Source organism: Povalibacter sp., from assembly GCF_036735925.1.
Classification (GTDB): Bacteria; Pseudomonadota; Gammaproteobacteria; order Steroidobacterales; family Steroidobacteraceae; genus Steroidobacter.
This window is the reverse complement of sequence record NZ_DAINNK010000033.1, coordinates 20,647-45,484: the sequence shown is the minus strand read 5'-3', so window position 1 is coordinate 45,484 and position 24,838 is coordinate 20,647. Positions and strand designations below refer to the sequence as shown.

Here is a 24,838-nt window from a genome sequence, read left to right as displayed (position 1 = left end):
GGGCGCCGCCGCGGGCGCTGCGACGGCAGCGCCATGGCAAAGAAAGACGCCGAACCCGCCAACCAGCACGGCCCTCGCGGTGGTTGCGCCGATGAGCCCCGCCGCGACCAGCGCACCGAGCACGATGACGGAGATCGCGATCATCGGTTCGATCGCCGGCAGGCCAATGCCGTTCGCACCCGCTGCAGCACCGATCAGCATCGCGAGCGGAAACACGATCGGCAGCGTCCACACCGCGCGCCGTCCGAGACGCACGGCCCACAGGCCGACGGCGATCATCGCCAGCAGATGATCGATGCCCGTGAACGGATGCGCGAAGCCCGCGACGAAATCGTGCGCGCCATGACCTTCGGGGTGAGCCAGCGCCAGCGGCGCAAAGGCGAAAGCGACGAGAGCGGCCGACAGCCGACGCACGAACGATGCAGTCATGAGTTTTCCTTGTGGGTCCCCAACGCGAGAGTCGAATCGACGATAGCCGACGCGTCGCGACGGTGACAAACGTCATTCGACGTAGACGACGCGGTACCTGTCTGTAGGTCAGGCTTTAGCCTGACTCCCCAGAGGCCGGCTAAAGCCGGCTCCACAGCGGAGAGTGAATCTCCGGTTGACGCCCGACCACCAACCCCAATATCTTGTGTCCGCCAGCGGTGCCCGCCCCAACGGGATGGGCCTAAGAGGGAATCCGGTGCCCAGTAAACCTGAAAGGTGAATCTGGAAGTCCGGAGCTGCCCCGCAGCGGTAATCGGGAACGAAAGGCGTCGAGACACTCCGGTGCGAACCGGGGGAAGTGACGTCCGGTAGATCAGCCTCGCCAGAGGCCCGCCCGACAGCCCGAAGACCTGCCGCGGACTTCGCCACTTCGGTGGCGATGACAGGCTGTCGGGCTCTCGTGGGCGGAGCTGGCGGAAGTGACTGCCGTCGCGGTCGCTCTCCTCCTCATTCCTTCCATCGTGGCCCGTTTCCGCTCGCGGGAGCGGCAGGCCACGATTCGGGTGCATTGCCTGCCGCCGTTGCGTTCGGCATCAGTCAATGCATGCGACGTCGGGCCTGCTGTCTTCCCGGGCAACCGCTTGAGGGGAGACAGACATGCAGCAGGCCACTTCGATCGGCGCCGCGAGCGCCCAAAGCAATTTCAGACTCACGTCCCCGCCCGCCGCGCGCACCCAGATGCGTGTCACCAAGCGCAGCGGCGACCACGAACCCGTCGACGTCAACAAGATCGTGCGCGCGGTGATGCGCTGCTGCGAGGGACTCGTCACCGTCGATCCGATGCGCGTCGCGCTCAAGACCATCGCCGGGCTGTACGACGGCGCCACGACGCGCGAACTCGATGAGCTGTCGATCCGCACGGCCGCCTCGTTCATGGCGGAAGAGCCCGAGTACTCGCGGCTCGCCGCGCGCCTGCTCGCCGGGTTCATCGACAAGGAAGTGCAGGGTCTCGGCGTGTATTCGTTCTCGCAGTCGATCCGCCTCGGCTTCGACACCGGCCTGATCAACGAGCGCGTGCTGGGCTTCGTCGAAGCCAATGCGCGCAAGCTCAACGATGCGATCGATGCCTCGCGCACGAACGGGCTCGAATACTTCGGCCTGCGCACGCTGTACGACCGCTACCTGCTCAAGCATCCGACCCGCCGGCTCGTCATCGAAACGCCGCAGCAGTTCTGGATGCGCATCGCGGTGGCGCTGAGCGCGACGGTGCAGGAGACGATCGATCTGTACCAGCTGTTCTCGAACCTCGACTACATCGCCAGCTCGCCGACGCTGTTCAACGCCGGCACGCGTCACGAACAGCTGTCGAGCTGCTTCCTGCTCGATTCGCCGCAGGACTCGCTCGAATCAATCTACGACAAATACAAGGACATCGCGCTGCTGTCGAAATTCTCCGGCGGCATCGGCGTCGCCTGGCATCGCGTGCGTTCGGAAGGCTCGCTGATCCGCGCGACCAATGGCCTGTCGAACGGCGTCGTGCCGTGGCTGAAGACGCTGGATTCGTCGGTCGCCGCCGTGAACCAGGGTGGCAAACGCAAGGGTGCGGCCTGTGTGTATCTGGAACCCTGGCACGCCGACGTCGAATCGTTTCTGGAACTGCGCGACAACACCGGCGACGAAGGCCGGCGCACGCATCACATCAATCTCGCCAACTGGATTCCCGATCTGTTCATGCGCCGCGTCGAAGCGGACGAGCAATGGTCGCTGTTCGATCCTGCCGACGTGCCGGAACTGCCCGACCTGTTCGGCCCCGCGTTCGAGGACGCCTACGTCCAGGCCGAAGCGCGCGGCATTGCGCGCAAGACGCTGCGCGCCCGCGATCTGTACGCCCGCATGATGCGTGTGCTCGCGCAGACCGGTAACGGCTGGATGACCTTCAAGGACAAGTCCAACCTCGCCTGCAACCAGACGGCGAAACCGGGCAACACGGTGCATCTGTCGAATCTCTGCACTGAGATTCTCGAGATCACGAGCAACGGCGAAACGGCCGTATGCAATCTCGGCTCGATCAATCTCGCCCGCCACCTCTCCTCCGACCCCCTCTCCTCCGATCCCCTCCCCCGCTCCGCGGGGGAGGGCCAGGGTGGGGGTTTTCCGGCCTTCGACTTCGACAAACTCGCCCACACCGTCCAGATCGCCGTGCGCCAACTCGACCGCGTCATCGACCTGAACTTCTATCCCATCGCCACCGCACGCGCCTCCAACATGCGCTGGCGTCCGGTCGGCCTCGGCGTCATGGGTCTGCAGGACGTGTTCTTCCAGCTGCGCCTGCCCTTCGACAGCGAAGCCGCACGCCAGCTTTCGACCCGCATCGCCGAGACGATCTACTTCCACGCGCTGCGCACGTCGATGGAACTCGCCCGCGAACACGGCGCACACGCTGCCTTCGCCGACACGCGCGCCGCGCAGGGTGAGCTGCAGTTCGATGCCTGGGGCGTCACGCCGTCGGAACCTGCGCGCTGGGACGAACTGCGCACCGAGATCCGCACGCACGGCCTGCGCAACAGCCTGCTGATCGCGATCGCGCCCACGGCGACCATCGCATCGATCGCCGGCTGCTACGAATGCATCGAGCCGCAGGTGTCCAACCTGTTCAAGCGCGAAACGCTGTCCGGCGACTTCCTGCAGATCAACCGCTACCTGGTGGAGGAACTGAAGCAACTCGGCCTGTGGACCGACGAGATGCGCAATGCCATCAAGCTCGCCGACGGCTCGATCCAGAACCTGACCGAACTGCCGGAAGAACTGCGTTCGATCTATCGCACCGCGTGGGAACTGCCGATGCGCGCGCTGATCGATCTCGCCGCGGAGCGCGGCGCGTACATCGACCAGAGCCAGTCGCTGAACCTGTTCATGGCGAACCCGAACATCGGCCAGCTTTCCAGCATGTACATGTATGCGTGGAAGCGCGGACTGAAGACGACCTACTACCTGCGCTCGCGACCGGCGACGCATATCGCGAAGACCACGGTGCGCGCGGAAGCGGCGAAGGTCAGCGATACGGATGCGGTCGTGTGCTCGCTCGAAAATCCTGAACTTTGCGAGGCCTGCCAGTAATGAACGCCCCCACCCCAACCCTCCCCCGCTTCGCGGAGGAGGGAGCCGGAACGACGCTGCCTTCTTCAGCCCCCTCCTCCGCGCAGCGGGGAGGAGGAGCGCGAAGCGCGACGGAGATCCCCCGGAGAGGGGAGAGGGTCGGGGTGGGGGCCGCCGACGCGCCCGTATCACTCCTGAACCCCGGCTTCGACCTCACGCTGCGCCCCATGCGCTACCCGCGCTTCTACGAGATGTATCGCGCGGCGATCAAGAACACCTGGACGGTGGAGGAGATCGATTTCCAGATCGATCTCGGCCACCTGCGCCAGCGCATGACGCCAGCCGACCGACACCTGATCGAACGGCTGGTGGCGTTTTTCGCCACCGGCGATTCGATCGTGTCGAACAACCTCGTCATCAGCCTGTACCGGCACATCAATGCGCCCGAGGCACGCATGTACCTGTCGCGGCAACTGTTCGAGGAAGCGCTGCACATCCAGTTCTACCTCACGCTGCTCGACAACTACGTGCCCGATCCGGATCGTCGCGCGCAGGCGTTCGCGGCCATCGAGAACATTCCCTCGATCCGCCGCAAGGCGGAGTTCTGTCAACGCTGGACGGATGAAGTGTTCGCGCTGGAAAGCACGGCGAGCGATGACGACAGACGCCGCTTCCTGCTCAATCTCACCTGCTTCGCGAGCTGCATCGAAGGCCTGTTCTTTTTCGGCGCCTTCGCCTACGTCTACTTCCTGCGCTCGCGCGGCCTGCTGCCGGGTCTCGCCGCCGGCACGAACTGGGTGTTCCGCGACGAGAGTGCGCACATGGCGTTCGCGTTCGAAGTCATCAACACCGTGCGCCGCGAAAGCCCGCACCTGTTCGATGCGCAGTGGGCCGCACAGGTGCAGTCGATGATCGAGGAAGCCGTCGAATGCGAAGCTGCCTTCGCCGACGACGTGCTGTCAGGCGGCGTGGTCGGCCTGACCAAGCGCGAAATGCGCCAGTACCTGGAGTACGTCGCCGACCAGCGCCTGGTGATGCTCGGCCTGGCGCCGCGCTACGGCTCGCGCAACCCGTTCCCGTTCATGGAACTGCAGGACGTGCAGGAACTCACCAACTTCTTCGAACGCCGCGTGTCGGCGTACCAGGTCGCGGTGCAGGGCGAGGTGGCGTTCGATCAGGCTTTCTGAATCGGAGAGGAAAATGGCCGCAAAAAGGCGCAAAGCTCACAAGGTCAGAAAGAGAAAAGAAGTTCTTTCCCGCCTTGCAGCTTTTGCGCCTTTTTGCGGCCATTCCTCTGCTCTTCACCGCTCCATCTCCCAGATGCGCTTCGCATCGAGCGGCGAGACGAACAGGAGTTTGCCGGCCATGCCGGTGCGGGCGACGCCCTGCACTTCGTAGAGCATCTCGAAGGAGTTCGCGGTGCCGGCGCCGCGTGCGATTTCCTGGAGTCCGGCAACCGATGAAGCAGCCGCGGCGGCGTGGGTAACACCTGTATCGCGCGCGCCGGCAATGATCACGACGCGGTTCGCGCCGGGGCCGGGGAACGCGGACACGAAGCCGTAGTCGAGGTAGCGCGTTTCGGTCGTGTCGCCGCCGGTGCTTCGATATCTCGCGTCCGTCTTGAGATCGATGAGTTCGTCGTACGTGCCGCCGAGCGCGATGCGCGAGGCGGAGAACGTCGGATCGCCGAGAATGCCGAGGCCGCTCAGGAAACCGATGTAGACGATGTGACTGTTCGTCAGCATGCTGCCGTTGAGATCGGACATGAGCATGACCCGCACGCGCTTCTTCGTACCCAGCACCGGCACGATGTCCTGCAGCGCGAAGGCGGCGGAGGTCGGCAGGTAGGTGAGATTCAGGTTGCGATAACGCTCCATCACCTTCGGACTGACTTCGACCTGGTGCACGAAGTCGTCGGTCGAATTGATGAAGAACTCGCGGACCAGGCGACGGATGTGACCGGACTCGTCCGTCTCGCCCATCATGTAGTAGTCGCCGACGACGATGGTGATGGGCAGATCGTCGTTCAGCAGCGGCGCCCAGATCGGACTGGTGCGGGCCTGCTGCAATTGCGTGTCGACGGGTGCCGGCTTCGTCAGCAGATAGGTCGTCAACGATCCCAGCGCCGCCGCTGCCACCAGCGCCGCGGCAATCAGCCAGCGTCGTCCGGGGCGAACCGTCACCGTTGCCGGCAGGTCCGATTCCGTCGCGACCCCCGGCTGCTCTTCGACCGTCAGCCGGTATTCGCCCTTCGGGATCGAGATCCGCGCCGGCGTACCACCGACGCCGGTGTAGTACTCATCCAGACGCCGCCTCAGTTTGTGAACGTAGACGCGCACCACCGAGTCCTGCGACACGTCGAAGCGGCTGTCCTTGCCGAACACCTTGAACGCGATCTCGAGTTCCTTGGGCGCTTCGCCGGCCAGCGATCGTTCGAGCAGAAAGTCGAACAGCCGTGACAGCGCACCGGGCTTGCCGAGCGCGCCACTGGCGCGGATCAGCTCGGCCTGTTGCTGCAGCGGCGAAAGATCGGCCATGGAGATCGTGTCGAGAAATCTGAAGGGGCTTGAATCGTAACAGGCCGGTCCCGGGTTAACGTTAAATAACGTCAGAGCAAACAGTAAATTACTGGCGCCGCGAACTCGCGAAAACAACTCTCCTGCGCCACCGGCGATCCATCGCCGGTGCAGACCTAACAACTATTACGCGCACTGGAGTTACCGCCTTGTCACGCCCGCTCGTCGCCACCGCCCTGGTGCTGTCCGTCGTTTCTCCCTCTGCCGTCGCCGATACGCTCGAAGAGGTGCTGGTCACTGCCCGCAGCATCGAGGACACGCTGCCGCTGGAATTGACCCGCTACGGCCACGACGTCGAAACGGTGAGCGCCGACCAGATCGCCGCCGCCGGCTATGTAGACGTGAGCGCAGCCCTGCAATACCAGGTGCCGGGGTTGTTCGTCTCGCCGGGAAGCGGTCCCTTCGACTACGTGGACGTGTCGCTGCAGGGCTCGCGCCCCGGCGATGTGCTGTGGCTGGTCGACGGCGTGCGCATCAACAACCGCATCTTCAATGACACGAGCCCGGATGCCCTGCCCGCCAACATGGTCGAGCGCATCGAGGTGCTGAAGGGCGCCGAGAGCCTGTTCTACGGCACCCAGGGCGTGGCCGGCGCCATCAACATCGTGACGCGCGCCTTCAGCGACGAGCCCGGCGGCAACCTCAGAGCCGGCCTCGACAGCAACGACGGCTATCACCTGAGCGGCTTCGGCCGCGGCGCGCTCGGCAATCACAAGTTCGTGGCCTATGCCTCGAAGGACGAAGGCGACGGCTATCGCCAGTTCGATATCTACCAGCCGAGCGCGACCGACCGTGATCGCAGTTACGACGTGAAGAACGTGGGCCTGAAATACGGCTACGACTTCGGTGACCGCGCGCACTTCGACCTGCTGTGGCATCACACCGACGCGATGCTGGACAACAACTCCGCCGCGCGCACCAAACGCAGCTACAACCATCGCAACGAGGACATCGCCTCCGCGAAGTTCGCCTTCAAGGCGAACGACGCCGTCGAACTGCTGGTGAAGGCGTACCTGCACGACTGGGACACGAGCTACGCGAACATCCAGAACCGTCCCGGCACATTCGAGGAAGTCGTGATCTTTCCGGCAGGCACCTACTGGGGCTTCAAGGACTACGGCGGCACTGCGCTGGCCAAGCTCACACCCGGCGGCAAGCTCGAATACCACCTCGGCTACGACTACCAGAACTACACGGCACGCGACGAGGTCTATCCGATCGCCGGCGAGACGGAGACGGTGAACGCATTCTTCGGCGACATCCGCACTGCTGAGAATGCTTTCGACCGGCTCAACGTCGCCGCCGGCGTGCGCTACAACCGCGGCAGCGGCGGCAAGGATGCGACGGTGTGGAACGTCAGCAGCCGCTATGAAATCTCGGATGCGTTGTACGCGCAGGGCGTCGTCGGCACGGCCTTCCTGCTGCCGAGCGCAGAGCAGCTCTACTACGTCGGCGTTCCGGGCGACGACGAATACGCCGGCAACCCCGACCTGAAGCCGGAGGAGAGCCGCAATCTCAACCTGTCCATCGGCGGCGAGATCGCGCTGGCGTCCAGCACACTTGGCTGGCGGCTGACCGGCTTCGCACGCGACGTCGACAATCTCATCGACATCGGCACCGACGATCCCGCCTACCCCAACGGTCGCTACGAGAACGTCGCGGGTACGGTCGAAGTGCGGGGCGCGGAAGCTGCGATCACCGCGCCGCTCGGCGATGCGTTCCGACTCGATGCCAGCTACACCTGGACGCGCTCGCGCGATGAAGGCTCGGACGAGCAGCGCCCGCGCACGCCGCAGCGCTTCGCCAAGGCCGGTCTGACGTACACGCCCGTCGGCGGTCGCCTCGAAGCCGGCGCGTCGCTGTACTGGGTGGGCGATGTGTACTGGGTACTCCCCGCCTTCGGCCGCCAGAACTTCGGCAACTACACGACGCTGAATCTCTCGACCCGCTTCTACGTCGATGAGGCCCGTCATCACCGCATAGGCGCAAGCATCGAGAACGTGTTCGACGAGGAATACGCCACCCGCCTCCAGCAGGTCCAGGCCGACGACGGCAGCGGCCCGGTGAAAGTCCAGCGTCTCGGCGTACCGCAGACCTTCAACCTCAACTACACCTACAGCTTCTGACGCCCGCCTTGCCGGTTCCGACTGTTCCTGCGCACTCAGTTACCCCCGTAGCGGCGCAGGGAGGTCGGGACCGGCGACCTTCGGGAAATCGGAAGGAAGAATGGCCGCAAGAAGGCACAAAAAGACGCAAAGTTGAAAAGAGATCACTGAACCTGTTCTGACCTTGTGTCCTTTGCGCCTTTTTGCGGCCATTACTCCTCGTCTCATCATCAGATGAACATCAAGCACACGCTGTGGCGCTGGCTGGTCGTCGGACACCGATGGCTCGGCATCGTCACATGCGTGCTGTTCGCGCTGTGGTTCGCTTCCGGCCTCGTGATGATGTACGTCGGCTATCCGCAGCTGACGTCGCAGGAACGGCTGGCGCGGCTCGAACCGATCGACTGGTCGCGCGTGAAGGTCGAACCGCAGGCGGTGCTCGACGGACTGTCGCTGCCGCAGTACCCGCGCAGCTTTCGCCTGGTGATGGTGAATGGCGAGCCGGTGTACCAGATCGCGGGGATCGGCTGGCCGGTGCAGGCGGTCTCCGCCGCGGATGGACGTGCGATCGAGAACATCGAACCATCGGATGCATTGTCGATCGCGCGACGTTCGGCACCGGACGCTGCCCCGACGAAGGCACTGACGATCGAGCGCGACCAGTGGTCAGTCGCCGGCACGTTCGATCCGCATCGTCCCCTGCATCTCGTCGCGCTGAACGATGCGGACGGCACCGAGTGGTATGTCTCGTCGCGCACCGGAGAGATCGTGCTGGATTCGACGCGAGGCGAGCGCGGCTGGAACTGGGTCGGCGCCGTGCTGCACTGGCTGTACTTCCGCGACCTGCGCGCCAACGGACCGCTGTGGAGCCAGGTCGTGATGTGGACCTCGGGCGTCGGTATCGTCGTCGCCATCACCGGACTGTGGCTCGGCATCGATCGTCTGCGCCTGCGCCGTCGCAACCGCGCCGTATCGATCACGCCGTTTCGCGGCTGGATGGCGTGGCATCACGTGGCCGGCATCGTCGGCGGCGTGTTCCTGCTCACATGGATCTTCAGCGGCTGGCTGTCGATGGGACCGCCCGTGCCGTGGGAACGGCCTTTCGATCCGCTGCGGATGCAGGCCGGCGTGAGCGCCTACAGCGGCAACACCGAGGCGCGGTTTCCGGTCGCGCCGAACGTACTGCAGTCGCTGGGACGGCATCGCGGCGTCGAAGCGACCTTCGACTGGGCACTCGGCCAGCCGCGCATCGAACTGAAGGATGCCGCGGCACGTGCGGCGTTCATCGACGCATCCAGCGGCAGCGAAACGCCGCTCGACGAATCTGCGCTGGTGGCCGCGGCCCCGACACTCATCGCCGACGCGAAGCTCGTCGCCTCGCTGCGGCTGGAGCGAGAAGACGCTTACTGGTACTCACGCCGCAGCAAGCGCACCCTGCCGGTGCTGCGCTTCGTGTTCGACGATCCCGACCAGACCTGGGTCCATGTCGATCCGCGCAGCGGCAAGGTGATCGGCTGGATGCGCCGCAGCGACCGCATCCATCGCTGGCTGTTCAACGCCCTGCACAGCTTCGATTTCCGCTGGCTGCTGGCCTCGCGCCCCAGCTGGGACGCGCTGCTGTGGATGCTGTCGATCGCAGGAGTGGTCATTTCGGTGAGCGGCGTGACCCTCGGCTGGCGACATCTGACGCGGCGCTGACGCTCATCGGGACTCGCCTGGTGTTCTTGGCATTTCCTGGCGCATGCGATTCGGCGGCGTTGTGGCTCGAACCCACGCTTTGGCAAGCGCAGCAGCGAGGAACGACTGAACGCGATGGGCCAGGAAGGATGGGAACTCGTGCAGGCGGTAACGGCATCCCACCCCGACTCCTCTGCCTGGGCTGGACTGACCAATGCACTGCACTACATTTTCAAGCGTCCAGTGAGCTGAAAGCGAGCTGCCGCAACTGCCGCCCGCACCGCCAGCCTCAGCTGTTCCGCAACCGCCAGCAATAGTCGAAGTGCGCTGACTGGACGAGCGCGTCCGGAAAGTGCGTGCATTCGATACGGGGCACCACGGATCACGGTATCGAGCGGCCTCCGGATGCGAACCTCTGCAGATCCCTTCCGCCGCCGCCATTCACCCGCGCTAGCTTTTGTTCGCCGACTAAGGCCTGATCTCGATGTCTCAACATCAAGCAGGGAGAGATCGATGTCTTATCGTTGCTGCAGGGCAGGTTTGTTGCTATCCGTGTTTCTGGGCTCTGCAATGGCTCAGAACGATGCGCCGACGCAGCCAAGCCCATCAGCCTCAGGGATCGCTTCGAAAGGCGAGTCGCACGCAGCGGAAATCATGAAGCGCTTCCCGGCCCCCGGACAGATGATCGATATCGGCGGTCGGCGTCTTCATCTTTTCTGCAAGGGTGATCCGCAGCGCCCCTCGCTTGTCATCGAAGGAGCAGCCTTCGCGTCGAGCTACAGCTACTTCAAAGCGCAGGACGAAATGGCGAAGGTGGCACAGGTCTGCGTTTACGATCGGGCCGGACTCGGATGGAGCGATCAGGCGCCGCTGCCTCGGCCACTTGAAGATCGCGTCGACGACTTGCATCGGCTGTTGAACAGCGGCCCCGTTCGACTGCCAGTGATCCTCGCAGGACATTCGATGGGCGGCCTGCTCGTGCGCATGTACGAAAAGAAGTATCCGTCCGAGGTTGCGGGCCTGATTCTGATCGAGTCAAGCAACGAACGAGCGAATGCTACTGAGGAGGCGCGCAAGCAGGTCACACGAACGGCTGCTCAGATCGGAATGGCGTTTCCCGTTCTCGCCGCTGGCGGCGAGATTCCGCAAGTTCGAATTCCAAACGGGCCGCCAGAACAGGAGATCATTCAGCGCGAGAGCGTGTTTCGCGCCGGACAAGATGATCTGCTCGCCATGTCCGGAATAGACGAAGAGCTGCGCAAGTTCGGTGATCTGGGAACGCTCGGAGACAAACCTCTCATTGTCATCACGCGTGGGAAGCGCGATCCCGGGATGTCCGAGAGCATGGAGAAGGAATGGGCTGAATCGCATCGCTGGCTTGCGACGCTGTCATCGCGATCGACTCTTGTCGTCGCCGAGAACAGCGGTCACATGGTCAATTTCGATCGCCCCGACCTGCTGAGGGATGCCACGGAGCGACTGCTGAAGCTGCTCGGTGAATGATGGGCTCAATTGCCTTTCTCCAACATCGCATGCGTGTCCGCATCCAGTTCGGGGCACAGGTCCGACCGGGCCGCTTCGCATGTATCACGACACCGCGACAGGAAACAGGCACGGAAACATCCCCCTTCGCAATCTCCCCCGGTTACTCTCCCGTCGCGGATCAAAAAGCAGAATCACAACGGGAGTGCCCATGTTCTCCGGAATCAATGCTTTCACGCTGTTTCACGTGATGTTGAGTGTGGTCGGAATCATTTCCGGCCTGGTGGTCATCGGCGGTCTGCTGACGGCGCAGCGGCTGTCGGGGTGGACGCCGGTTTTCGTATGGACAACGGTTGCTGCGACGGCAACCGGTTTTGTGTGTTCGTTCAATGGTGTTACGCCGGCGGTCGGGGCTGGCGTTGTGTCGCGGGTCGTGCTGATCCTGCTGCTCGTGGCGTTGTACGTGAAAAAGCTCGCGGGCGGATGGAACAGGACGTATGTCATCACCGCCGTCATTTCCGTTTATCTGAACTGCTTCGTGCTGGTCGCGCAGCTCTTCCTGAAGATGCCGGCGCTGCAGGCGCTCGTGCCGAATGGCAATGAGCCGCCGTTTGCGATCTCGCAGGGTATCGTGCTGTTGCTGTTTGTTTGTGCGGGGTATGCGGCGGTGAAGAGGTTGCGCGCAGCGGGGTGAGCCCCCTCCCTGTCCCTCCCCCGCTGCGCGGAGGAGGGGACGCCTCTTCACGCACCACGCCGTTCGATTGTGGCTTCGCGTCACCAGTGCCGGGCAAGCGTACGGGTGCACCAGCCGGATACTCGATAAAGTTGTTCAGCACTTCATTGGAGGGATCATGAAAACCATCTCGGTCGCCGAGGTGAATCGGCATTTTTCCGAAGTGCTGCGCGAGGCGACGCGTGGGCAAACCATTTTGATTACCTCGCGAGGGAAACCTGTAGCGACACTGGGGCCCGCTTCGGGGAGGCCGCAGTCCGTACGGCAGCCAGGAACGCATTGCTTGCGCGCCTCGGCAAGCAGAAAGCCAGCGGTGCGCGCCATTGGGTGCGAGCAGACCTGCACGACGACGAGCAGTGAAAGTCGCGTTGGACACGAATGTTCTCGCGTATGCGGAGGGCATCGGCGACGAGGCAAGGCACAGCTGCCCGTAGACAACGTCGTATTGCCTGCTCAGACCCTCGGAGAACTCTTTCGAGTGCTGGCCGGCAAAGGCGGTGCGCTCTCGCACCAAGTTGCGTTCGGTCGGGTGAGCCCCCTCCCTGTCCCTCCCCCGCTGCGCGGAGGAGGGGACGCTCGCTCACGCCGTTCGATAGTGATCCTGCATGGGGTAGCTGCGCGCATACAGTGCGAAGAGTGCCGCCACCATCAGCGCGAACGCCGCAAAGAAGAACATCAGGAACGCGGCTTCGCTCAGGCCGGTATCGGCGATGTGCGCAATCATGGTCTCGTTGCGCACGCTCGCATTCGCCAGCAGCACCCACAGATTGCCGACCGTCACGGACAGGTACCAGAACGCCATGATCACGCCCTTCATCGAGGCGGGCGCCTGGCTATAGGCGAACTCGAGGCCGGTGGCGGACACCAGCACTTCGCCGAAGGTCAGCAGCACGTACGGTAGTACCTGCCAGGTGATGGACACGGGCGTGCCGCCGTCGATGTCGAGCTGGATCAGGCCGGCGGCGATCCAGGCGAGGCCCGAGAACGCGATGCCGAAGCCCATGCGGCGCAGCGGCGTGGGGTCGAATCCGAATCGGCGCAACGCGGGGTACAGCACCAGGTTGTTGAACGGGATGAGCAGCATCACCAGCGCGGGATTCAGCGCCTGCATCTGCGCGGGATGAAACCAGTCGGGCCGCGTCATCAGGTTGGCCTGCAGCACCCAGGTCGAGGCCTTCTGGTCGAACAGCGACCAGAACGGCGTGATGAGCGCGAACACGATCAGGATGCGCAGCACGGCGCGCACGCCCTCCACCGCTTGCGGCGGATGCACGCCGTGGGCGCGATCGAGCTGCATCCACGCGCCGGCGCCGCCGAAGGCGAACAGGAACACCAGTGCGAGGCAGGCGGCAGCGACGAAGCCGAGTGAACCGGTCAGCGCGAGTGCGCCGAGCGCGAGCACCACACCGACGATCGCCACCGCAAGGCCGGCGCGGCCGCGATCCGGAGACGCCGCGGTGAGCGCCGTGCGCACCACGTTCAGGAAAGAATCCGGATTCGGCGGTGCCGGCGGCACGCGCACGTATTTCTTCCGCCCGAGCCAGAACACGAACGTGGCGATGAACATGAGGATGCCGGGAATGCCGAAGGCGACGCTCGGTCCGTATTCGCGCAGGAAGATCGGCATCAAGAGCGAAGCGAAGAACGAACCGAAGTTGATGGTCCAGTAGAAGGCGTCGAACACCACCTTGGCGCGCTGCTTGTTGCTCTGGTCGAACTGATCGCCGACGAACGACACCACCAGCGGCTTGATGCCGCCGGAGCCGAGCGCGATCAGGAACAGGCCCGTGTAGAAACCCGTGCGGTTGTCGTCGAACATCGCCAGGCACGCATGCCCGGCGCAGTACACGAGCGACATCCACAGCACCGTGGGGTACTTGCCGAAGAAGCGGTCGGCGAGCCAGCCGCCGAGCAGCGGAAAGAAATAGACGCCGATGACGAAGGCATGGAAGACATCCTTCGCGATGCCGGCACGCTCGGCTTCCGGTGCATACAGCAGCAGCGTCGTCACGAGGAACGGCGTCAGGATGTTGCGCATCCCGTAGAAGCTGAATCGTTCGCAGGCCTCGTTCGCGATGATGTAAGGAATCTGTCGCGGCATCCGTCCCGTCGTGGCAGCGGCGGTGTCGTTCATGTCGGCTCCGGAAGCATCGGGTAGACGCAGGTTAGCAACGGCAGAATCCTGATTCTGCAAGCTATTCGTTGCCAATAAGAATCATTCTCACTATGATGGCCGCCCTTCGTCTGCGGGACCTACAAGAAATCGATTCGATGGCCGAAGCGGCGCGCGCAACCACGGCACGGGAGCAGAAGAACAGGGCGTTCTGGCTCAAGCACCTGCATCAATGGCACTGGGTGAGCGCGGCCGGCTGCCTGATCGGAATGATCCTGTTCAGCATCACGGGCTTCACGCTGAACCATGCGACGCTGATCGCTGCGAAGCCGCAGGTCACGACGACGACGGAATCGCTGCCGGCTGCGTTGCTCGAGCAACTCAGGCAGCTTGCGCCGGAGGCGACCGAGACCACGCCCGTGCCGGATGACGTGACCCGCTGGCTGCGCAAGGAACTGTCGGCGCGCACCGGCCACGGCAAAGCCGAATGGTCGGAGGACGAACTCTACGTATCGCTGCCGCGACCGGGCGGCGATGCCTGGCTGACGATCGATCTGGCGAGCGGCGAGGTCACGCACGAACTGACGGATCGCGGCTGGATCTCGTACTTCAACGATCTCCACAAGGGCCGCAACACGGGCGCCGCGTGGAGCCTGTTCATCGACGTGTTCGCGTTTGCAGCGCTGGTCTTCGCGGTGACCGGCCTGGTGTTGCTGAAGATGCATTCGAACCATCGACCGGCCACGTGGCCGATGGTGGCGCTGGGTGTCGTGTTGCCGCTGCTGCTGGCGATCCTGTTCATTCACTGAAGGTGTCTATGTCCATGCGCTCCGCTTTCGCCTCGCTCCGTATTCCTGCCCCCTCCTCCGCGAAGCGGGGGAGGGTTGGGGTGGGGGCCGCTCTCGCCCTCCTCTGCGCCCTGCCCGTCGGCGCCGCCGATCTCACCGTCAAGGTGCAGATCCCCTCGCTGAATGTCGCCGAGTATCACCGCCCGTACATCGCCGTCTGGATCGAGAACGAAGACCAGAGCATCGCGAAACACCTGGCCGTCTGGTACCAGACCGATCCGAAAAAGGAAGACGGCACGCAGTGGCTCAAGGACCTGCGCCAGTGGTGGCGCCGCGGCGGCCGCGAAGCAACGATGCCCATCGACGGCGTCACCGGCGCGACGCGCCCGGTCGGCGAACACACGCTGAAGTTCGCCGGCAACGGCAAGCAGCTCACCGGCCTGAAGGACGGCAAGTACAACCTCGTCGTCGAAGCGGCGCGCGAAGTCGGCGGCCGCGAGCTGCTGCGCGTGCCGTTCGAATGGCCCGGCAAGCAGCAGCACGGCACGGCGCAGGGCAAGACCGAACTCGGCACCGTCACGCTCGACATCACCCCCTGATTCACTCGGAAAACACCAAGCCTCGGAGACCTCCATGAAGCGCACGATCAACCTTGCCACGCTGGTTCTCGCCGCCGCCCTGCCCTTCGCGGCCAATGCCCACAAGGCCTGGCTGCTGCCGTCGGCCACAGTCACGACGGTCGATCAGTGGGTCACGGTGGACGCCGCCGTGTCCAACGACCTGTTCTATTTCAATCACGTTCCGCTGCGCGTCGACGGTCTCGTCATCACGGCGCCGGACGGCACGGAGGTCAAACCGGAGAACCTCGCGACCGGCAAGTACCGCACGACCTTCGATCTGCACCTGACCCAGAACGGCACCTACCGGCTGGCGAACGTGAATCGCGGCCTGTTCGCCAGCTATGAAGAAAACGGTCAGCGCAAGCGCTGGCGCGGCACGGCGGAAAAGTTCGCGACGGAAGTCCCCGCGAACGCCGCCAAGCTGGAAGTGTCCGAATCCGCCGGCCGCGTCGAAACCTTCGTCACGGCCGGCAAGCCGACCGAACTGAAGCCAACCGGCATCGGCCTGGAGCTGATCCCGATCACGCATCCGAACGACCTGTACGCGAAGGAAGAAGCGAAGTTCCGCTTCGTGCTCGACGGCAAGCCCGCTGCGAATCTCGAACTCGAGATCGTCGCCGGCGGCACGCGCTATCGCGATCACCAGGAAGAAATCAAAGTGAAGACCGACGCCAACGGCGAGTTCGCCGTCACCTGGCCGGCGCCCGGCATGTACTGGCTGGAAACCGGACTGCAGGACGACAAGACCTCCGTGAAGCAGGCCAAGCAGCGTCGCGTGAGCTACGTGGCGACGTTCGAGGTGCTGCAGCAGTAACGCGCTGATCGGAAAACCTGCTCTGCCTGTGGGGCCGGCTTCAGCCGGCCTCTGATGTCAGGCTAAAGCCTGACCTACAGGCGGAGGCCGGCTGAAGCCGGCCCCACAGGAAGACGAAGAGCTCCATGCTCACCCTCCTCGAAACCATCGGCCCGCAGCGGCTCATCGTCGCTGCGTTCATCGCAGTCGCCTACCTCGTCTTCACGATCCGCTGCCTGCGCCGGCCGACGCGGCAACGCGATCCGAATGTCGACGGCGCGCGCGACGACGCCACCCTCGTCGCCTTCGCCAGCCAGACCGGATTCGCCGAACAGCTCGCCTCGCAAACTGCAGCATCGTTGCGCACCGCCTCCGGCGCAGTGCAACTCGCCTCGCTCGCCGATCTCACCGCCGACGATCTGCCGAAGGTCTCGCAGGCGCTGTTCGTCATCAGCACCACCGGCGAAGGCGATGCGCCCGACCCTGCAGCACGCTTCGTGCGCGATTCGCTCAGTCGTACGCTGCCGCTCGACAACCTGCGCTACGGCGTGCTCGCGCTCGGCGATCGCGAATACGACAACTTCTGCGCATTCGGTCATCGCCTCGATGCGTGGCTGCGGCACCAGGGTGCGACGCCGCTGTTCGATGTGGTCGAAGTCGACAACGGCGACGAAGGCGCGCTGCGTCACTGGCAGCATCAGCTGGGCGTGCTGAGCGGCAGCCCCGATCTCGCCGACTGGGAAACGCCGCGGTACGAGCGCTGGCGGCTCGTCGAACGCACGCTGATCAATCCGGGCAGCGCCGGCGATCCATGCTTCCATGTCGTGCTGCAACCGGGCGATGGCGCCAATGCGCAATGGCAGGCGGGCGACATTGCGGAAATCGATCCGCGCAATTCGACATGGAATGCGGACACCCCGCTGCCGCATCGCGAATACTCGATTGCTTCCGTACCGGCCGACGGCGCGATTCACCTGCTGATCCGGCAGATGCGCCGCCCCGACGACACGATCGGCCTCGGCAGCGGCTGGCTGACGCAACAGGCCGATGTCGGCACCGAGATCGCGCTGCGCATTCGGCCCAACTCGAATTTCCACGCTCCGCGCGATGCGCGCCCCATGATCCTCATCGGCAACGGCACCGGCATCGCCGGGTTGCGCGCGCTGCTGAAGGCGCGCATTGCCGCAGGCCAGCAACGCAACTGGCTGATCTTCGGCGAACGCAATACCGCACACGACCGCTTCTACGCCGCCGATCTGGAGCAATGGTCGCGCGACGGCTCGCTCGAACGTCTGGATCTGGCGTTCTCGCGCGATCAGCCCGAACGCCTCTACGTGCAGCATCGCCTGCTCGAACGCGCGGAAACGCTGCGCGAATGGGTGGCCGCAGGTGCCGCGATCTACGTCTGCGGCAGCCTGCAGGGCATGGCGCCCGCCGTCGACGCCGCACTCACCCATGTCCTGGGTGCCGACATCGTGGAGCAGCTCACGCTGGATGGTCGGTATCGTCGGGACGTCTACTGAGCAGCCTCATTCTTCTTGTAGGTCAGGCTTTAGCCTGACTCTTTATAAAGGCCGGCTGAAGCCGGCCCCACAGAAAGAGAAAGAGAGAGGACACCCTCCTCACCTTCGTCATCTCCCTCATGGCTCCTAAGTGCGATGGCAGTGTGGCTCGCCCTCGGCACACTGCGCGCCACTGAAATCCGCCGCGACTCGTGTCGCTCCGGAATCAGACTGATGCCGCGACAGACGATGATCGAACCGGTGCTCGCGGCTAACCTGCAACCGACCGTACGTAGAGAGCGCAATGCTGGGCATCGTCGCAAGAGTGATCGCAGGCACCGTGCTGGGCGTGCTGTTTCTCTGTGCCTTTGCCTTCGGCATGGCGTGCGATCTGTTAAGTCGCGAATCGACGGATCGCTCGAAGCAGCGTGTCCGCGGAACCGCGACCCGGTCTGCGGAGTCTTTGCAGCGACCGTTTCACCTCGGCGGAGAGCAGGCATGAATCTCATCAACCGGACCACGGAACTGTTCCGTCCTTCCAGCTCGATTCCCCTGGCATTGCCGGAAGCAGCCAAGGCGCTCGAAGCGGCATGGCAGCGTCGTCGGCAGGAACTCGGCAACTGGCAGCCGTCGAACGGCTGGCTGATAGAACCGTCGGCGAGCGTCAGGCGCCTGCCGTCGATCCGCTGAAGTCCGGAACGCTGATTCACCGGAATTTTCAGGGAAACCCCGCCTCCGGGCGCCTTCGGCAAATCTGCTAACGTCAGCAGCAGCTCGACTGCTGCTCGCGAGGTTTGCCCGATGCATCGTGCCGTCGTTCGTGGCCTGACGCTGCTCGTGCTGGCACCGCTGGCGCACGGTGCCTCTGTCCAGACTCGCCAGGTCGGTTCGGCCACGCTGGAAAACGTGCCGGCCATTTCGCCGCACATCTCCGCGGCCGTGCAGCGTTTCCAGAACTATCGCGCCGCGACTTTCCAGGACTGGCTGTCCGACGGCTCGCTGCTGATCGCCACGCGCTTCGGCGCGACCCAGCAGATCCACCGCGTGGCCGCGCCCGGCGGCGCCCGCACCCAGATCACTTTCTTCGACGAACCGGTTGCTGTTGCAACGGCGATTCCCGGCACGGATCGCTTCGTGCTCGTGCGCGATACCGGCGGCGACGAGTGGTTCCAGCTCTACCGCATGGGACTGACCGGACGCCCTGCGTTGCTGACGCAGCCGGGCACGCGCAATCTTTCGCCAATCTTCAGTCGCGACGGCAAGCTGCTGGTCTGGTCGCAGGCAACGCGCGGCTCGGCGGAGTATTCGCTCTACGCGGCCGATCCTTCCGCCTCCGCACCGGCGCGCGTGATCCATCGATCGCCGGGCAGCATCGATCCGGGCGATCTGTCGTCGGACCAGCGCTGGCTGGTCTTCACCCGCAATCTTTCCAATCGCGAATCGAAACTGATGCTGCTCGAGATCGCCTCGGGACAGGTTCGCGAGCTTGCCGCAAAGGGCAGCAAGGCGCTGTTCGCCTCGCCGCATTTCTCCGCGGACGATCGCAGCGTGCTGGTCCTGACCGATCGCGACAGCGACTTCACCCGGCTGGTGCGAATCGATCTCGCGACGGACCGGGCCACGCCGTTGACACCCCAACTCGAATGGAATGTCGACGCCTTCGAGGTATCCGGCGACGGCCGCCTGCTCGCCTATGCGATCAATGAAGACGGCTACTCGCGCGTCGTCATCCGCGACCTCATCGCCGACCGCGATCTGCCGCAGCCGCAGTTGCCGCGCGGCGTGCTCACCGACATGGGCTTCTCGCCGGACGGATCGCAGCTCGCGCTCGGACTCACGACCGCCACCAGTTCCGGCGACGTGTGGACCTGGGACGTGAAGAAGAACGAACTCACGCGCTGGACCACCTCGGAACTCGGCGAACTCGATCCCGCCCGGCTGGCCGAACCGACACTGATCCGGTTCAAATCGTTCGACGGCCTGTCGATTCCGGCCTTCATCTACCGGCCCAAGGGTGTTCCGGCGAACCAGAAGACGCCGGTGATCATGGACATCCACGGCGGACCGGAGGCGCAGACGCTGCCGGGCTGGAATCCCGGCGCGCAATATTTCGCCGACGTCCTCGGCGCGACCGTGATCCTGCCGAACGTCCGCGGCTCCGCCGGCTACGGCAAGCGCTACATGAATCTCGACAATGCCGAGAAGCGCGAAGACAGCGTCAGGGACATTGGCGCCCTGCTCGACTGGATCGCCGCACAACCGAACCTCGATGCGAATCGCGTCGCGGTCTACGGCCAGTCCTACGGCGGCTACATGTCGCTCGCCGTGAGCACGCACTACGCCGACCGGCTCGTCGGCGGCGTCGAACGCTACGGCATCAGCGACTTCGCCTCGTTCCTCAGGAACACCGAAAGCTATCGCCGCGACAACCGCCGCGCCGAGTACGGCGACGAGCGCGATCCCAAGATGCAGGAAGTCTTCAGACGCATCGCCCCGCTCGCCAACGTGAAGAAGATCACCAGGCCCATGCTGGTCATGCAGGGCGCCAACGACCCGCGCGTGCCGAAGTCCGAGTCCGACCAGGTCGTCGCCGGCATCCGCGCCAATGGCACCGAGGCCTGGTACGTAGTCTTCGCCGACGAGGGCCACGGCTTCCTCAAGAAGCCCAACAACGACCTGCGCCGCGAAGTCGAAACCGTCTTCCTCGCGAAACTGTTCAGCGTTTCCCCGAGCGCGGGCGAATGACCGGCGAACTCAAGCCGGGCCGGTATCGGCACTACAAGGGCAAGGACTACGAGGTCATCGGCGTCGCGCGACACTCGGAGACCGGCGAGTCGCTGGTGGTGTATCGCACGCTGTATGGCGACTACGGGTTGTGGGTGCGGCCGCTGGAGATGTTCACCGCAACCGTCGAACACGACGGACAGAGCATGCCGCGCTTCGCATATCTCGGTGATGCATCGGCGGGCGCGGCGAAGCCGTGAGACGAATCACGTGGCCCGGGCTTGTCACCTGCCGGGTCGCCAATCACACTGCGCCTCATTCGAACAAGAACTGGCAACTATGATCTGTCAGGCGCACAGGGCGGGATTTACATGACCAGGCGAGGCAGCCTCGTGTGCGTGGGCGTCGGCATGACGCTCGGTTCGCATCTGACCCCGCTGTCGCGCAGCTACATCGAACAGGCAGACGTCGTCTTCACCGGCCTCTCGGACGGGATCATGGAGCTGTGGCTCGCGAAGATGAATCCCGATGTGCGCAGCCTTCAGCAGTATTACCGCGAGGGCAAACCGCGCACCGAGACCTACCGCGAAATGGTCGAAGCGATGATGACCGAGGTCCGCGCGGGCAAGAAGGTCTGCGGCGCGTTCTATGGGCATCCCGGCGTGTTTGCCTTGCCGCCGCGCAAGGCGCTTGCCCTCGCCCGCAGCGAGGGCTACGACGCTCACATGGAACCGGGCGTATCGGCAGAGGACTGCCTTTACGCAGATCTGGAGATCGACCCGGGCGAAGTCGGCTGCCAGCACTACGAAGCCAGCCAGTTCATGTTCTATCGTCGCCGCATCGATCCCACGGCGTACCTCATCCTCTGGCAGATCGGCATCGCGGGCGACCAGTCGGTCACCCGCTTCTCTACCGGCGCCGAATACCGGCAATTGCTGGTCGACCTGCTGAGTCCCGACTACGACGGCGACCACGAGGTCATCGCCTACAAGGCTGCGACCCTGCCGACGCAGCGGCCGCGCATGGACCGACTCAAGTTGCGCGACCTGCCGAAGGCGGATCTCGACATCCACTTCACCTTGGTCATCCCGCCCGCCCGCCCGCTGGAAAGCAATGCCGAAATCCGCCGCAGGCTGTCGCGGCTCGATCGCGCAAAGCAGAAGACAAAAAGGACTGCTGCTTTCGCGACAGATCGGCTGCACGTGCGCCCTATCGAAGAACACGACAGCGATCTGTTCTGCGATCTCTACTGCGACCCGTCGACGATGGAGTTCATCGGACCCGCCAAGACACGCGCCGCCGCAATGCGAGGTTTCGGCAAAGCCCTGCGCCTGACACAAAAACGGTCGGCGGATTGGAAGTCGTATGCGATCGTCGATGCGAACAGCGGCGAGACACTGGGATTCTGCGGATTCAACCGGTCGCGCACCTTCGACAACCAGACCGAAGCCGGCATCATCCTTCGCGCCGACGCACGTGGCCGAGGGTTCGGGCAGGAGGCGTTCGGCGGACTGGTCAGGCATGCGTTGCAGCATCCAGACATCCCACGGATCTTTGCCCGAACGTCGCCAGCGAACGTAGCGATGATGTCGCTCCTGTCGACGCTCGGATTCAGCAGGCGCGGCACGTCCGCCGGAGCGGCAGCGACATGGTCCATTGCACGCACCGCGGTTCCTGCCCAGAATTCCCGGCACCTCGCAAGAATGAAAGGCGATGCAGCCGGACAGGATCGGCGATGACTTTCTGACGACGGTGGCAACAGGCGACTTTCTCACTCAAGAACAGGAAACAACGACATGACAAAGTTGATCGAGTTTCTCGAAAAGATGGGCGGCGACGCGCAGATGCGTACTGCATCGGGAGAAGATCTCGTGCACGCCATGGAGCTTGCCGGCATCGACGCTGCAGCCCGGGAAATCCTGGCAAACCAGGATCAACGGGGGCTCGAGGAGCTGATGGGTGCCAGCGCGAACGTCTTCTGTTCTCTTGAAACGCCGGACGACGGCGGAGAGGACGAAGGCACGCCGCCGCCCGATAGCGACGCTCCCACAGTCCGCGTTCCCAGGAAAAAGAAGAGCAGTAAAAAGAAGGGCAGCAAGAAGAAGCGCGGCGGCAAGAAGGCTCCGCGGAAGCCGGCACCCAAGAGAGCCCCCAAGAAAGGCAGCAAGAAAAAGGCCGCCAAAAAGAAAGGCGGCAAGAAGAAAAAGACCAGCCGCAAGAAGAAATAGGACCGCGACCGACAGGCACGCACAATGACCGGCGGGCGTAACTCCATGCTCCCAGGGACCGACGGTCGTTCGTGGCGCAACAGAACCGCGCGGCGATATTCGCCGCGCGGTCCTGTCATGTCGCTGCTGTTCATCCTGACGATCGCGACGGCGGCCGTCCGCGCCGACACAGTCGACGATTTGCTGGCCAAGGCAGATGGCCTCAAGTCGATAGAACCTGCGACGTTCGCTTCGATTCTGGACGATCTCGACCGGCGCAGCGGATCACTGCCTGCGCCCCAACTGCACCGCCTGCAATACCTCAAGGCGTGGTCTGCCGCGTATTCCGCAGACTATGCGACGGCGATTCCCATGTTGCGCAGTCTGATCGAAGAAAACCCGGAACCGACCCTGCGTTTCCGGACGCTCGCCACGACTGCGAATGTCCTGAGCATCACGAGGCGCTACGAAGAAGCTTTCGCGCGGCTGGAGGAACTACTGAATTTGCTGCCGCAGATCACCGACCCCGCGGCGCGCCAGCAAGGACTGGGCGTTGCATCGTATCTGTATGCGCAGGTGGGGCTGGACGATATCGCCGTCAAGTATGCCGGTCAGATCATCCAGGAGAACTGGGCCGGCCTCGGTCTCTGTCGCGGCGGACGATTGAAACTGGAAGCCATCTACAAAGCGGCTCGACTGGAGCCGAGCACGCAGGAAATGGTAGACACTGTCGACGCCTGCACGCGTATCGGCGATGTCGGCCGCGCGAACTTCGTCCGTGTATATGCGGCGGAGAACTACATGCGCAAAGGTCGGTACGACCTTGCCCTGACACTCCTCGACGGACGACGCGACGAGATCGAAAGCACTCACTACAAGCCGCTGATCTCGCTTTACGACTCGCTGTTGGCGCGGATCTATCGTGAAGTAGGCAAACCCGATCTGGTCCGCAAGTACGCCCTCAGCTCGATCAACTATTCCACGGAGGAAGGATTCATCGAACCATTGGTACCCAGTTATCGCCTGCTCTATCTCCTCGCGCGCGAACGAGGAGATCTCGCCGCCGCCCTCGACTATCACGAAAAGTATGCCGCTGCGGACAAGGGTTATCTCGATGAACTCAGCGCGCGACAGTTTGCATACGAAAAGGTCAAACACCAGTCACTGGCAAACCAGCTGCAGATCGACGCCCTGAACAAACAGAACGAAGTCCTGCAATTGCAGCAGGCACTGGACAAGAAGGCCGTCGAAGCCAGTCGCCTGTACATCGTGCTGCTGCTGCTCGTCGCTGCATTCATCGCGCTGTTCGCCTACCGCACCAAGCGTTCGCAGCTTCACTTCATGAAGCTCTCGCAGCAGGATGGCCTGACGGGAATCGCCAATCGTCCGCATTTCATCAAACAGGCCGACGCCGCGCTGGCAGCGCATCGCAAGACCGGCACCGAGGTATGTGCCGTACTTTGCGACCTGGACTATTTCAAGAGCATCAACGACCGCTACGGCCACGCGGGCGGCGATCTCGTGCTGAAGCAGGTCGTGGCGGAGATTCGCCGGCACCTGCGTGCGAACGACATTTTCGGCCGCGTCGGCGGCGAGGAATTCGGCGTGCTGCTGCCGGGCTGCTCTCTCGAAGCGGCGCGCGAGCGCTGCGAACAGCTGCGCGCCGCGCTGGACGCACTGAAAGTCCGGCTCGACGAACACGAGATCACCACGTCCGCCAGCTTCGGTATCGAGACCACTGCATCCTGCGGCTACGAACTGCGACAGTTGCTGGCCAATGCCGATGCCGCGCTGTACCAGGCCAAGGACTCCGGGCGCAACTGCGTCGTGGCCTACGATCCATCCATGGCAAACACCTTCACCTCGCTGGCGACCGGCCGGCTGCGTGCGCGCGAACACTTCGGACAGGACTTCGCATCGGCCCGGACGAGATAGGAGAGAGAAAAGGATCTCCCCGTGTTCCCATTCCTCCCCCGTGGAAATTTCTTCTTCC

21 protein-coding genes, 2 pseudogenes and 1 riboswitch are annotated in these 24,838 nt (G+C 63.9%); of the genes and pseudogenes, 20 read left to right on the top strand and 3 right to left on the bottom strand.

Going from position 1 to position 24,838, the window contains the following annotated elements; all coding sequences use genetic code 11:
* Positions 1–429: HupE/UreJ family protein (locus V7D81_RS11815; protein WP_324316724.1), on the bottom strand; the 429-nt coding region annotated here is incomplete at its 3' end.
* 199 nt (positions 430–628) lie between these two features.
* Positions 629–861: riboswitch (cobalamin riboswitch) on the top strand.
* Between the two features lie 225 nt (positions 862–1,086).
* Here V7D81_RS11815 and V7D81_RS11810 point away from each other — a divergent pair.
* Both V7D81_RS11810 and V7D81_RS11805 read left to right on the top strand, forming a co-directional pair.
* Complete coding sequence (locus V7D81_RS11810; protein ID WP_324316723.1) at positions 1,087–3,546, top strand: ribonucleoside-diphosphate reductase subunit alpha; 2,460 nt, start codon at positions 1,087–1,089, stop codon at positions 3,544–3,546.
* A gap of 206 nt (positions 3,547–3,752) precedes the next feature.
* On the top strand, positions 3,753–4,712 hold the full coding sequence (locus V7D81_RS11805) for a ribonucleotide-diphosphate reductase subunit beta (RefSeq protein WP_324316722.1): 960 nt from the start codon (positions 3,753–3,755) through the stop codon (positions 4,710–4,712).
* Between the two features lie 114 nt (positions 4,713–4,826).
* Here V7D81_RS11805 and V7D81_RS11800 read toward each other — a convergent pair whose 3' ends face one another.
* Positions 4,827–6,062 (bottom strand): hypothetical protein, encoded by a 1,236-nt coding sequence (locus V7D81_RS11800; protein WP_324316721.1) that lies wholly within the window; start codon positions 6,060–6,062, stop codon positions 4,827–4,829.
* A gap of 188 nt (positions 6,063–6,250) precedes the next feature.
* Here V7D81_RS11800 and V7D81_RS11795 point away from each other — a divergent pair, with 188 nt between their 5' ends.
* From V7D81_RS11795 to V7D81_RS23270, 6 genes and pseudogenes are all read left to right on the top strand, one after another.
* Complete coding sequence (locus V7D81_RS11795) at positions 6,251–8,227, top strand: TonB-dependent receptor plug domain-containing protein (RefSeq protein ID WP_324316720.1); 1,977 nt, start codon at positions 6,251–6,253, stop codon at positions 8,225–8,227.
* A 213-nt stretch (positions 8,228–8,440) separates the two neighbouring features.
* Positions 8,441–9,904, top strand: coding sequence for a PepSY domain-containing protein (locus V7D81_RS11790; RefSeq protein ID WP_324316719.1), 1,464 nt, complete (start codon positions 8,441–8,443; stop codon positions 9,902–9,904).
* Positions 9,905–9,940: 36 nt separating this feature from the next.
* Positions 9,941–10,135 (top strand): DUF4177 domain-containing protein, encoded by a 195-nt coding sequence (locus V7D81_RS23275; protein ID WP_442958347.1) that lies wholly within the window; start codon positions 9,941–9,943, stop codon positions 10,133–10,135.
* A 261-nt stretch (positions 10,136–10,396) separates the two neighbouring features.
* The gene (locus tag V7D81_RS11785) at positions 10,397–11,386 is read left to right on the top strand and encodes an alpha/beta fold hydrolase (protein WP_324316718.1); all 990 of its coding nucleotides are present in this window, start codon (positions 10,397–10,399) and stop codon (positions 11,384–11,386) included.
* A 190-nt stretch (positions 11,387–11,576) separates the two neighbouring features.
* Positions 11,577–12,059 (top strand): hypothetical protein, encoded by a 483-nt coding sequence (locus V7D81_RS11780; protein ID WP_324316717.1) that lies wholly within the window; start codon positions 11,577–11,579, stop codon positions 12,057–12,059.
* Positions 12,060–12,216: 157 nt separating this feature from the next.
* A pseudogene (locus V7D81_RS23270) lies at positions 12,217–12,327 on the top strand (type II toxin-antitoxin system Phd/YefM family antitoxin); the annotation flags it as partial.
* 351 nt (positions 12,328–12,678) lie between these two features.
* Here the strand turns inward: V7D81_RS23270 and V7D81_RS11775 are convergent.
* The gene (locus V7D81_RS11775) at positions 12,679–14,232 is read right to left on the bottom strand and encodes a POT-type proton-dependent oligopeptide transporter (RefSeq protein WP_324316716.1); all 1,554 of its coding nucleotides are present in this window, start codon (positions 14,230–14,232) and stop codon (positions 12,679–12,681) included.
* Positions 14,233–14,369: 137 nt separating this feature from the next.
* Here V7D81_RS11775 and V7D81_RS11770 point away from each other — a divergent pair, with 137 nt between their 5' ends.
* The 12 genes and pseudogenes from V7D81_RS11770 to V7D81_RS11720 all read left to right on the top strand — a co-directional run bounded on the left by V7D81_RS11770 (position 14,370) and on the right by V7D81_RS11720 (position 24,780).
* Positions 14,370–15,020: a PepSY-associated TM helix domain-containing protein gene (locus V7D81_RS11770; RefSeq protein WP_349257650.1), complete on the top strand. Its 651-nt coding sequence runs from the start codon at positions 14,370–14,372 to the stop codon at positions 15,018–15,020.
* An 80-nt stretch (positions 15,021–15,100) separates the two neighbouring features.
* Positions 15,101–15,598, top strand: a complete 498-nt coding sequence (locus tag V7D81_RS11765; RefSeq protein WP_324316714.1) for a DUF2271 domain-containing protein — start codon at positions 15,101–15,103, stop codon at positions 15,596–15,598.
* A gap of 34 nt (positions 15,599–15,632) precedes the next feature.
* On the top strand, positions 15,633–16,433 hold the full coding sequence (locus tag V7D81_RS11760) for a DUF4198 domain-containing protein (RefSeq protein WP_324316713.1): 801 nt from the start codon (positions 15,633–15,635) through the stop codon (positions 16,431–16,433).
* Positions 16,434–16,558: 125 nt separating this feature from the next.
* Complete coding sequence (locus V7D81_RS11755) at positions 16,559–17,935, top strand: sulfite reductase subunit alpha (protein WP_324316712.1); 1,377 nt, start codon at positions 16,559–16,561, stop codon at positions 17,933–17,935.
* 283 nt (positions 17,936–18,218) lie between these two features.
* A complete protein-coding gene (locus V7D81_RS11750; protein WP_324316711.1) occupies positions 18,219–18,416 on the top strand; it encodes a hypothetical protein in 198 nt (65 codons plus the stop codon).
* A complete protein-coding gene (locus tag V7D81_RS11745; protein ID WP_324316710.1) occupies positions 18,413–18,604 on the top strand; it encodes a hypothetical protein in 192 nt (63 codons plus the stop codon). Before V7D81_RS11750 ends, V7D81_RS11745 begins: the two co-directional genes overlap by 4 nt.
* Before the next feature lie 111 nt (positions 18,605–18,715).
* Positions 18,716–20,659: a S9 family peptidase gene (locus tag V7D81_RS11740; RefSeq protein ID WP_324316709.1), complete on the top strand. Its 1,944-nt coding sequence runs from the start codon at positions 18,716–18,718 to the stop codon at positions 20,657–20,659.
* Complete coding sequence (locus V7D81_RS11735) at positions 20,656–20,898, top strand: DUF1653 domain-containing protein (RefSeq protein ID WP_324316708.1); 243 nt, start codon at positions 20,656–20,658, stop codon at positions 20,896–20,898. The genes V7D81_RS11740 and V7D81_RS11735 overlap by 4 nt, the downstream gene beginning before the upstream one ends.
* Before the next feature lie 111 nt (positions 20,899–21,009).
* Positions 21,010–21,798 (top strand): annotated as a pseudogene (locus tag V7D81_RS23265) (SAM-dependent methyltransferase); the annotation flags it as partial.
* A gap of 42 nt (positions 21,799–21,840) precedes the next feature.
* The gene (locus V7D81_RS23260) at positions 21,841–22,377 is read left to right on the top strand and encodes a GNAT family N-acetyltransferase (RefSeq protein WP_349257649.1); all 537 of its coding nucleotides are present in this window, start codon (positions 21,841–21,843) and stop codon (positions 22,375–22,377) included.
* Between the two features lie 57 nt (positions 22,378–22,434).
* Positions 22,435–22,866, top strand: a complete 432-nt coding sequence (locus tag V7D81_RS11725; protein WP_324316706.1) for a hypothetical protein — start codon at positions 22,435–22,437, stop codon at positions 22,864–22,866.
* A 117-nt stretch (positions 22,867–22,983) separates the two neighbouring features.
* Positions 22,984–24,780 carry a tetratricopeptide repeat-containing diguanylate cyclase gene (locus V7D81_RS11720; protein WP_324316705.1) on the top strand — a complete coding sequence of 599 codons (1,797 nt, stop codon included), beginning with the start codon at positions 22,984–22,986 and terminating at the stop codon, positions 24,778–24,780.
* Positions 24,781–24,838 lie beyond the last annotated feature (58 nt).

What these genes read in the sequence shown, in the direction of transcription:
- V7D81_RS11725 (WP_324316706.1), top strand. Translation starts at nt 22,435, where the DNA reads ATGACAAAGTTGATCGAGTTTCTCGAAAAGATGGGCGGCGACGCGCAG.
- V7D81_RS11810 (WP_324316723.1), top strand. Translation starts at nt 1,087, where the DNA reads ATGCAGCAGGCCACTTCGATCGGCGCCGCGAGCGCCCAAAGCAATTTC.
- V7D81_RS11770 (WP_349257650.1), top strand. Translation starts at nt 14,370, where the DNA reads ATGGCCGAAGCGGCGCGCGCAACCACGGCACGGGAGCAGAAGAACAGG.
- V7D81_RS11785 (WP_324316718.1), top strand. Translation starts at nt 10,397, where the DNA reads ATGTCTTATCGTTGCTGCAGGGCAGGTTTGTTGCTATCCGTGTTTCTG.
- V7D81_RS11775 (WP_324316716.1), bottom strand. Translation starts at nt 14,232, where the DNA reads ATGAACGACACCGCCGCTGCCACGACGGGACGGATGCCGCGACAGATT.
- V7D81_RS11735 (WP_324316708.1), top strand. Translation starts at nt 20,656, where the DNA reads ATGACCGGCGAACTCAAGCCGGGCCGGTATCGGCACTACAAGGGCAAG.
- V7D81_RS11750 (WP_324316711.1), top strand. Translation starts at nt 18,219, where the DNA reads ATGCTGGGCATCGTCGCAAGAGTGATCGCAGGCACCGTGCTGGGCGTG.
- V7D81_RS11800 (WP_324316721.1), bottom strand. Translation starts at nt 6,062, where the DNA reads ATGGCCGATCTTTCGCCGCTGCAGCAACAGGCCGAGCTGATCCGCGCC.
- V7D81_RS11740 (WP_324316709.1), top strand. Translation starts at nt 18,716, where the DNA reads ATGCATCGTGCCGTCGTTCGTGGCCTGACGCTGCTCGTGCTGGCACCG.
- V7D81_RS11755 (WP_324316712.1), top strand. Translation starts at nt 16,559, where the DNA reads ATGCTCACCCTCCTCGAAACCATCGGCCCGCAGCGGCTCATCGTCGCT.
- V7D81_RS11745 (WP_324316710.1), top strand. Translation starts at nt 18,413, where the DNA reads ATGAATCTCATCAACCGGACCACGGAACTGTTCCGTCCTTCCAGCTCG.
- V7D81_RS11780 (WP_324316717.1), top strand. Translation starts at nt 11,577, where the DNA reads ATGTTCTCCGGAATCAATGCTTTCACGCTGTTTCACGTGATGTTGAGT.
- V7D81_RS11760 (WP_324316713.1), top strand. Translation starts at nt 15,633, where the DNA reads ATGAAGCGCACGATCAACCTTGCCACGCTGGTTCTCGCCGCCGCCCTG.
- V7D81_RS11805 (WP_324316722.1), top strand. Translation starts at nt 3,753, where the DNA reads ATGCGCTACCCGCGCTTCTACGAGATGTATCGCGCGGCGATCAAGAAC.
- V7D81_RS11720 (WP_324316705.1), top strand. Translation starts at nt 22,984, where the DNA reads ATGTCGCTGCTGTTCATCCTGACGATCGCGACGGCGGCCGTCCGCGCC.
- V7D81_RS11790 (WP_324316719.1), top strand. Translation starts at nt 8,441, where the DNA reads ATGAACATCAAGCACACGCTGTGGCGCTGGCTGGTCGTCGGACACCGA.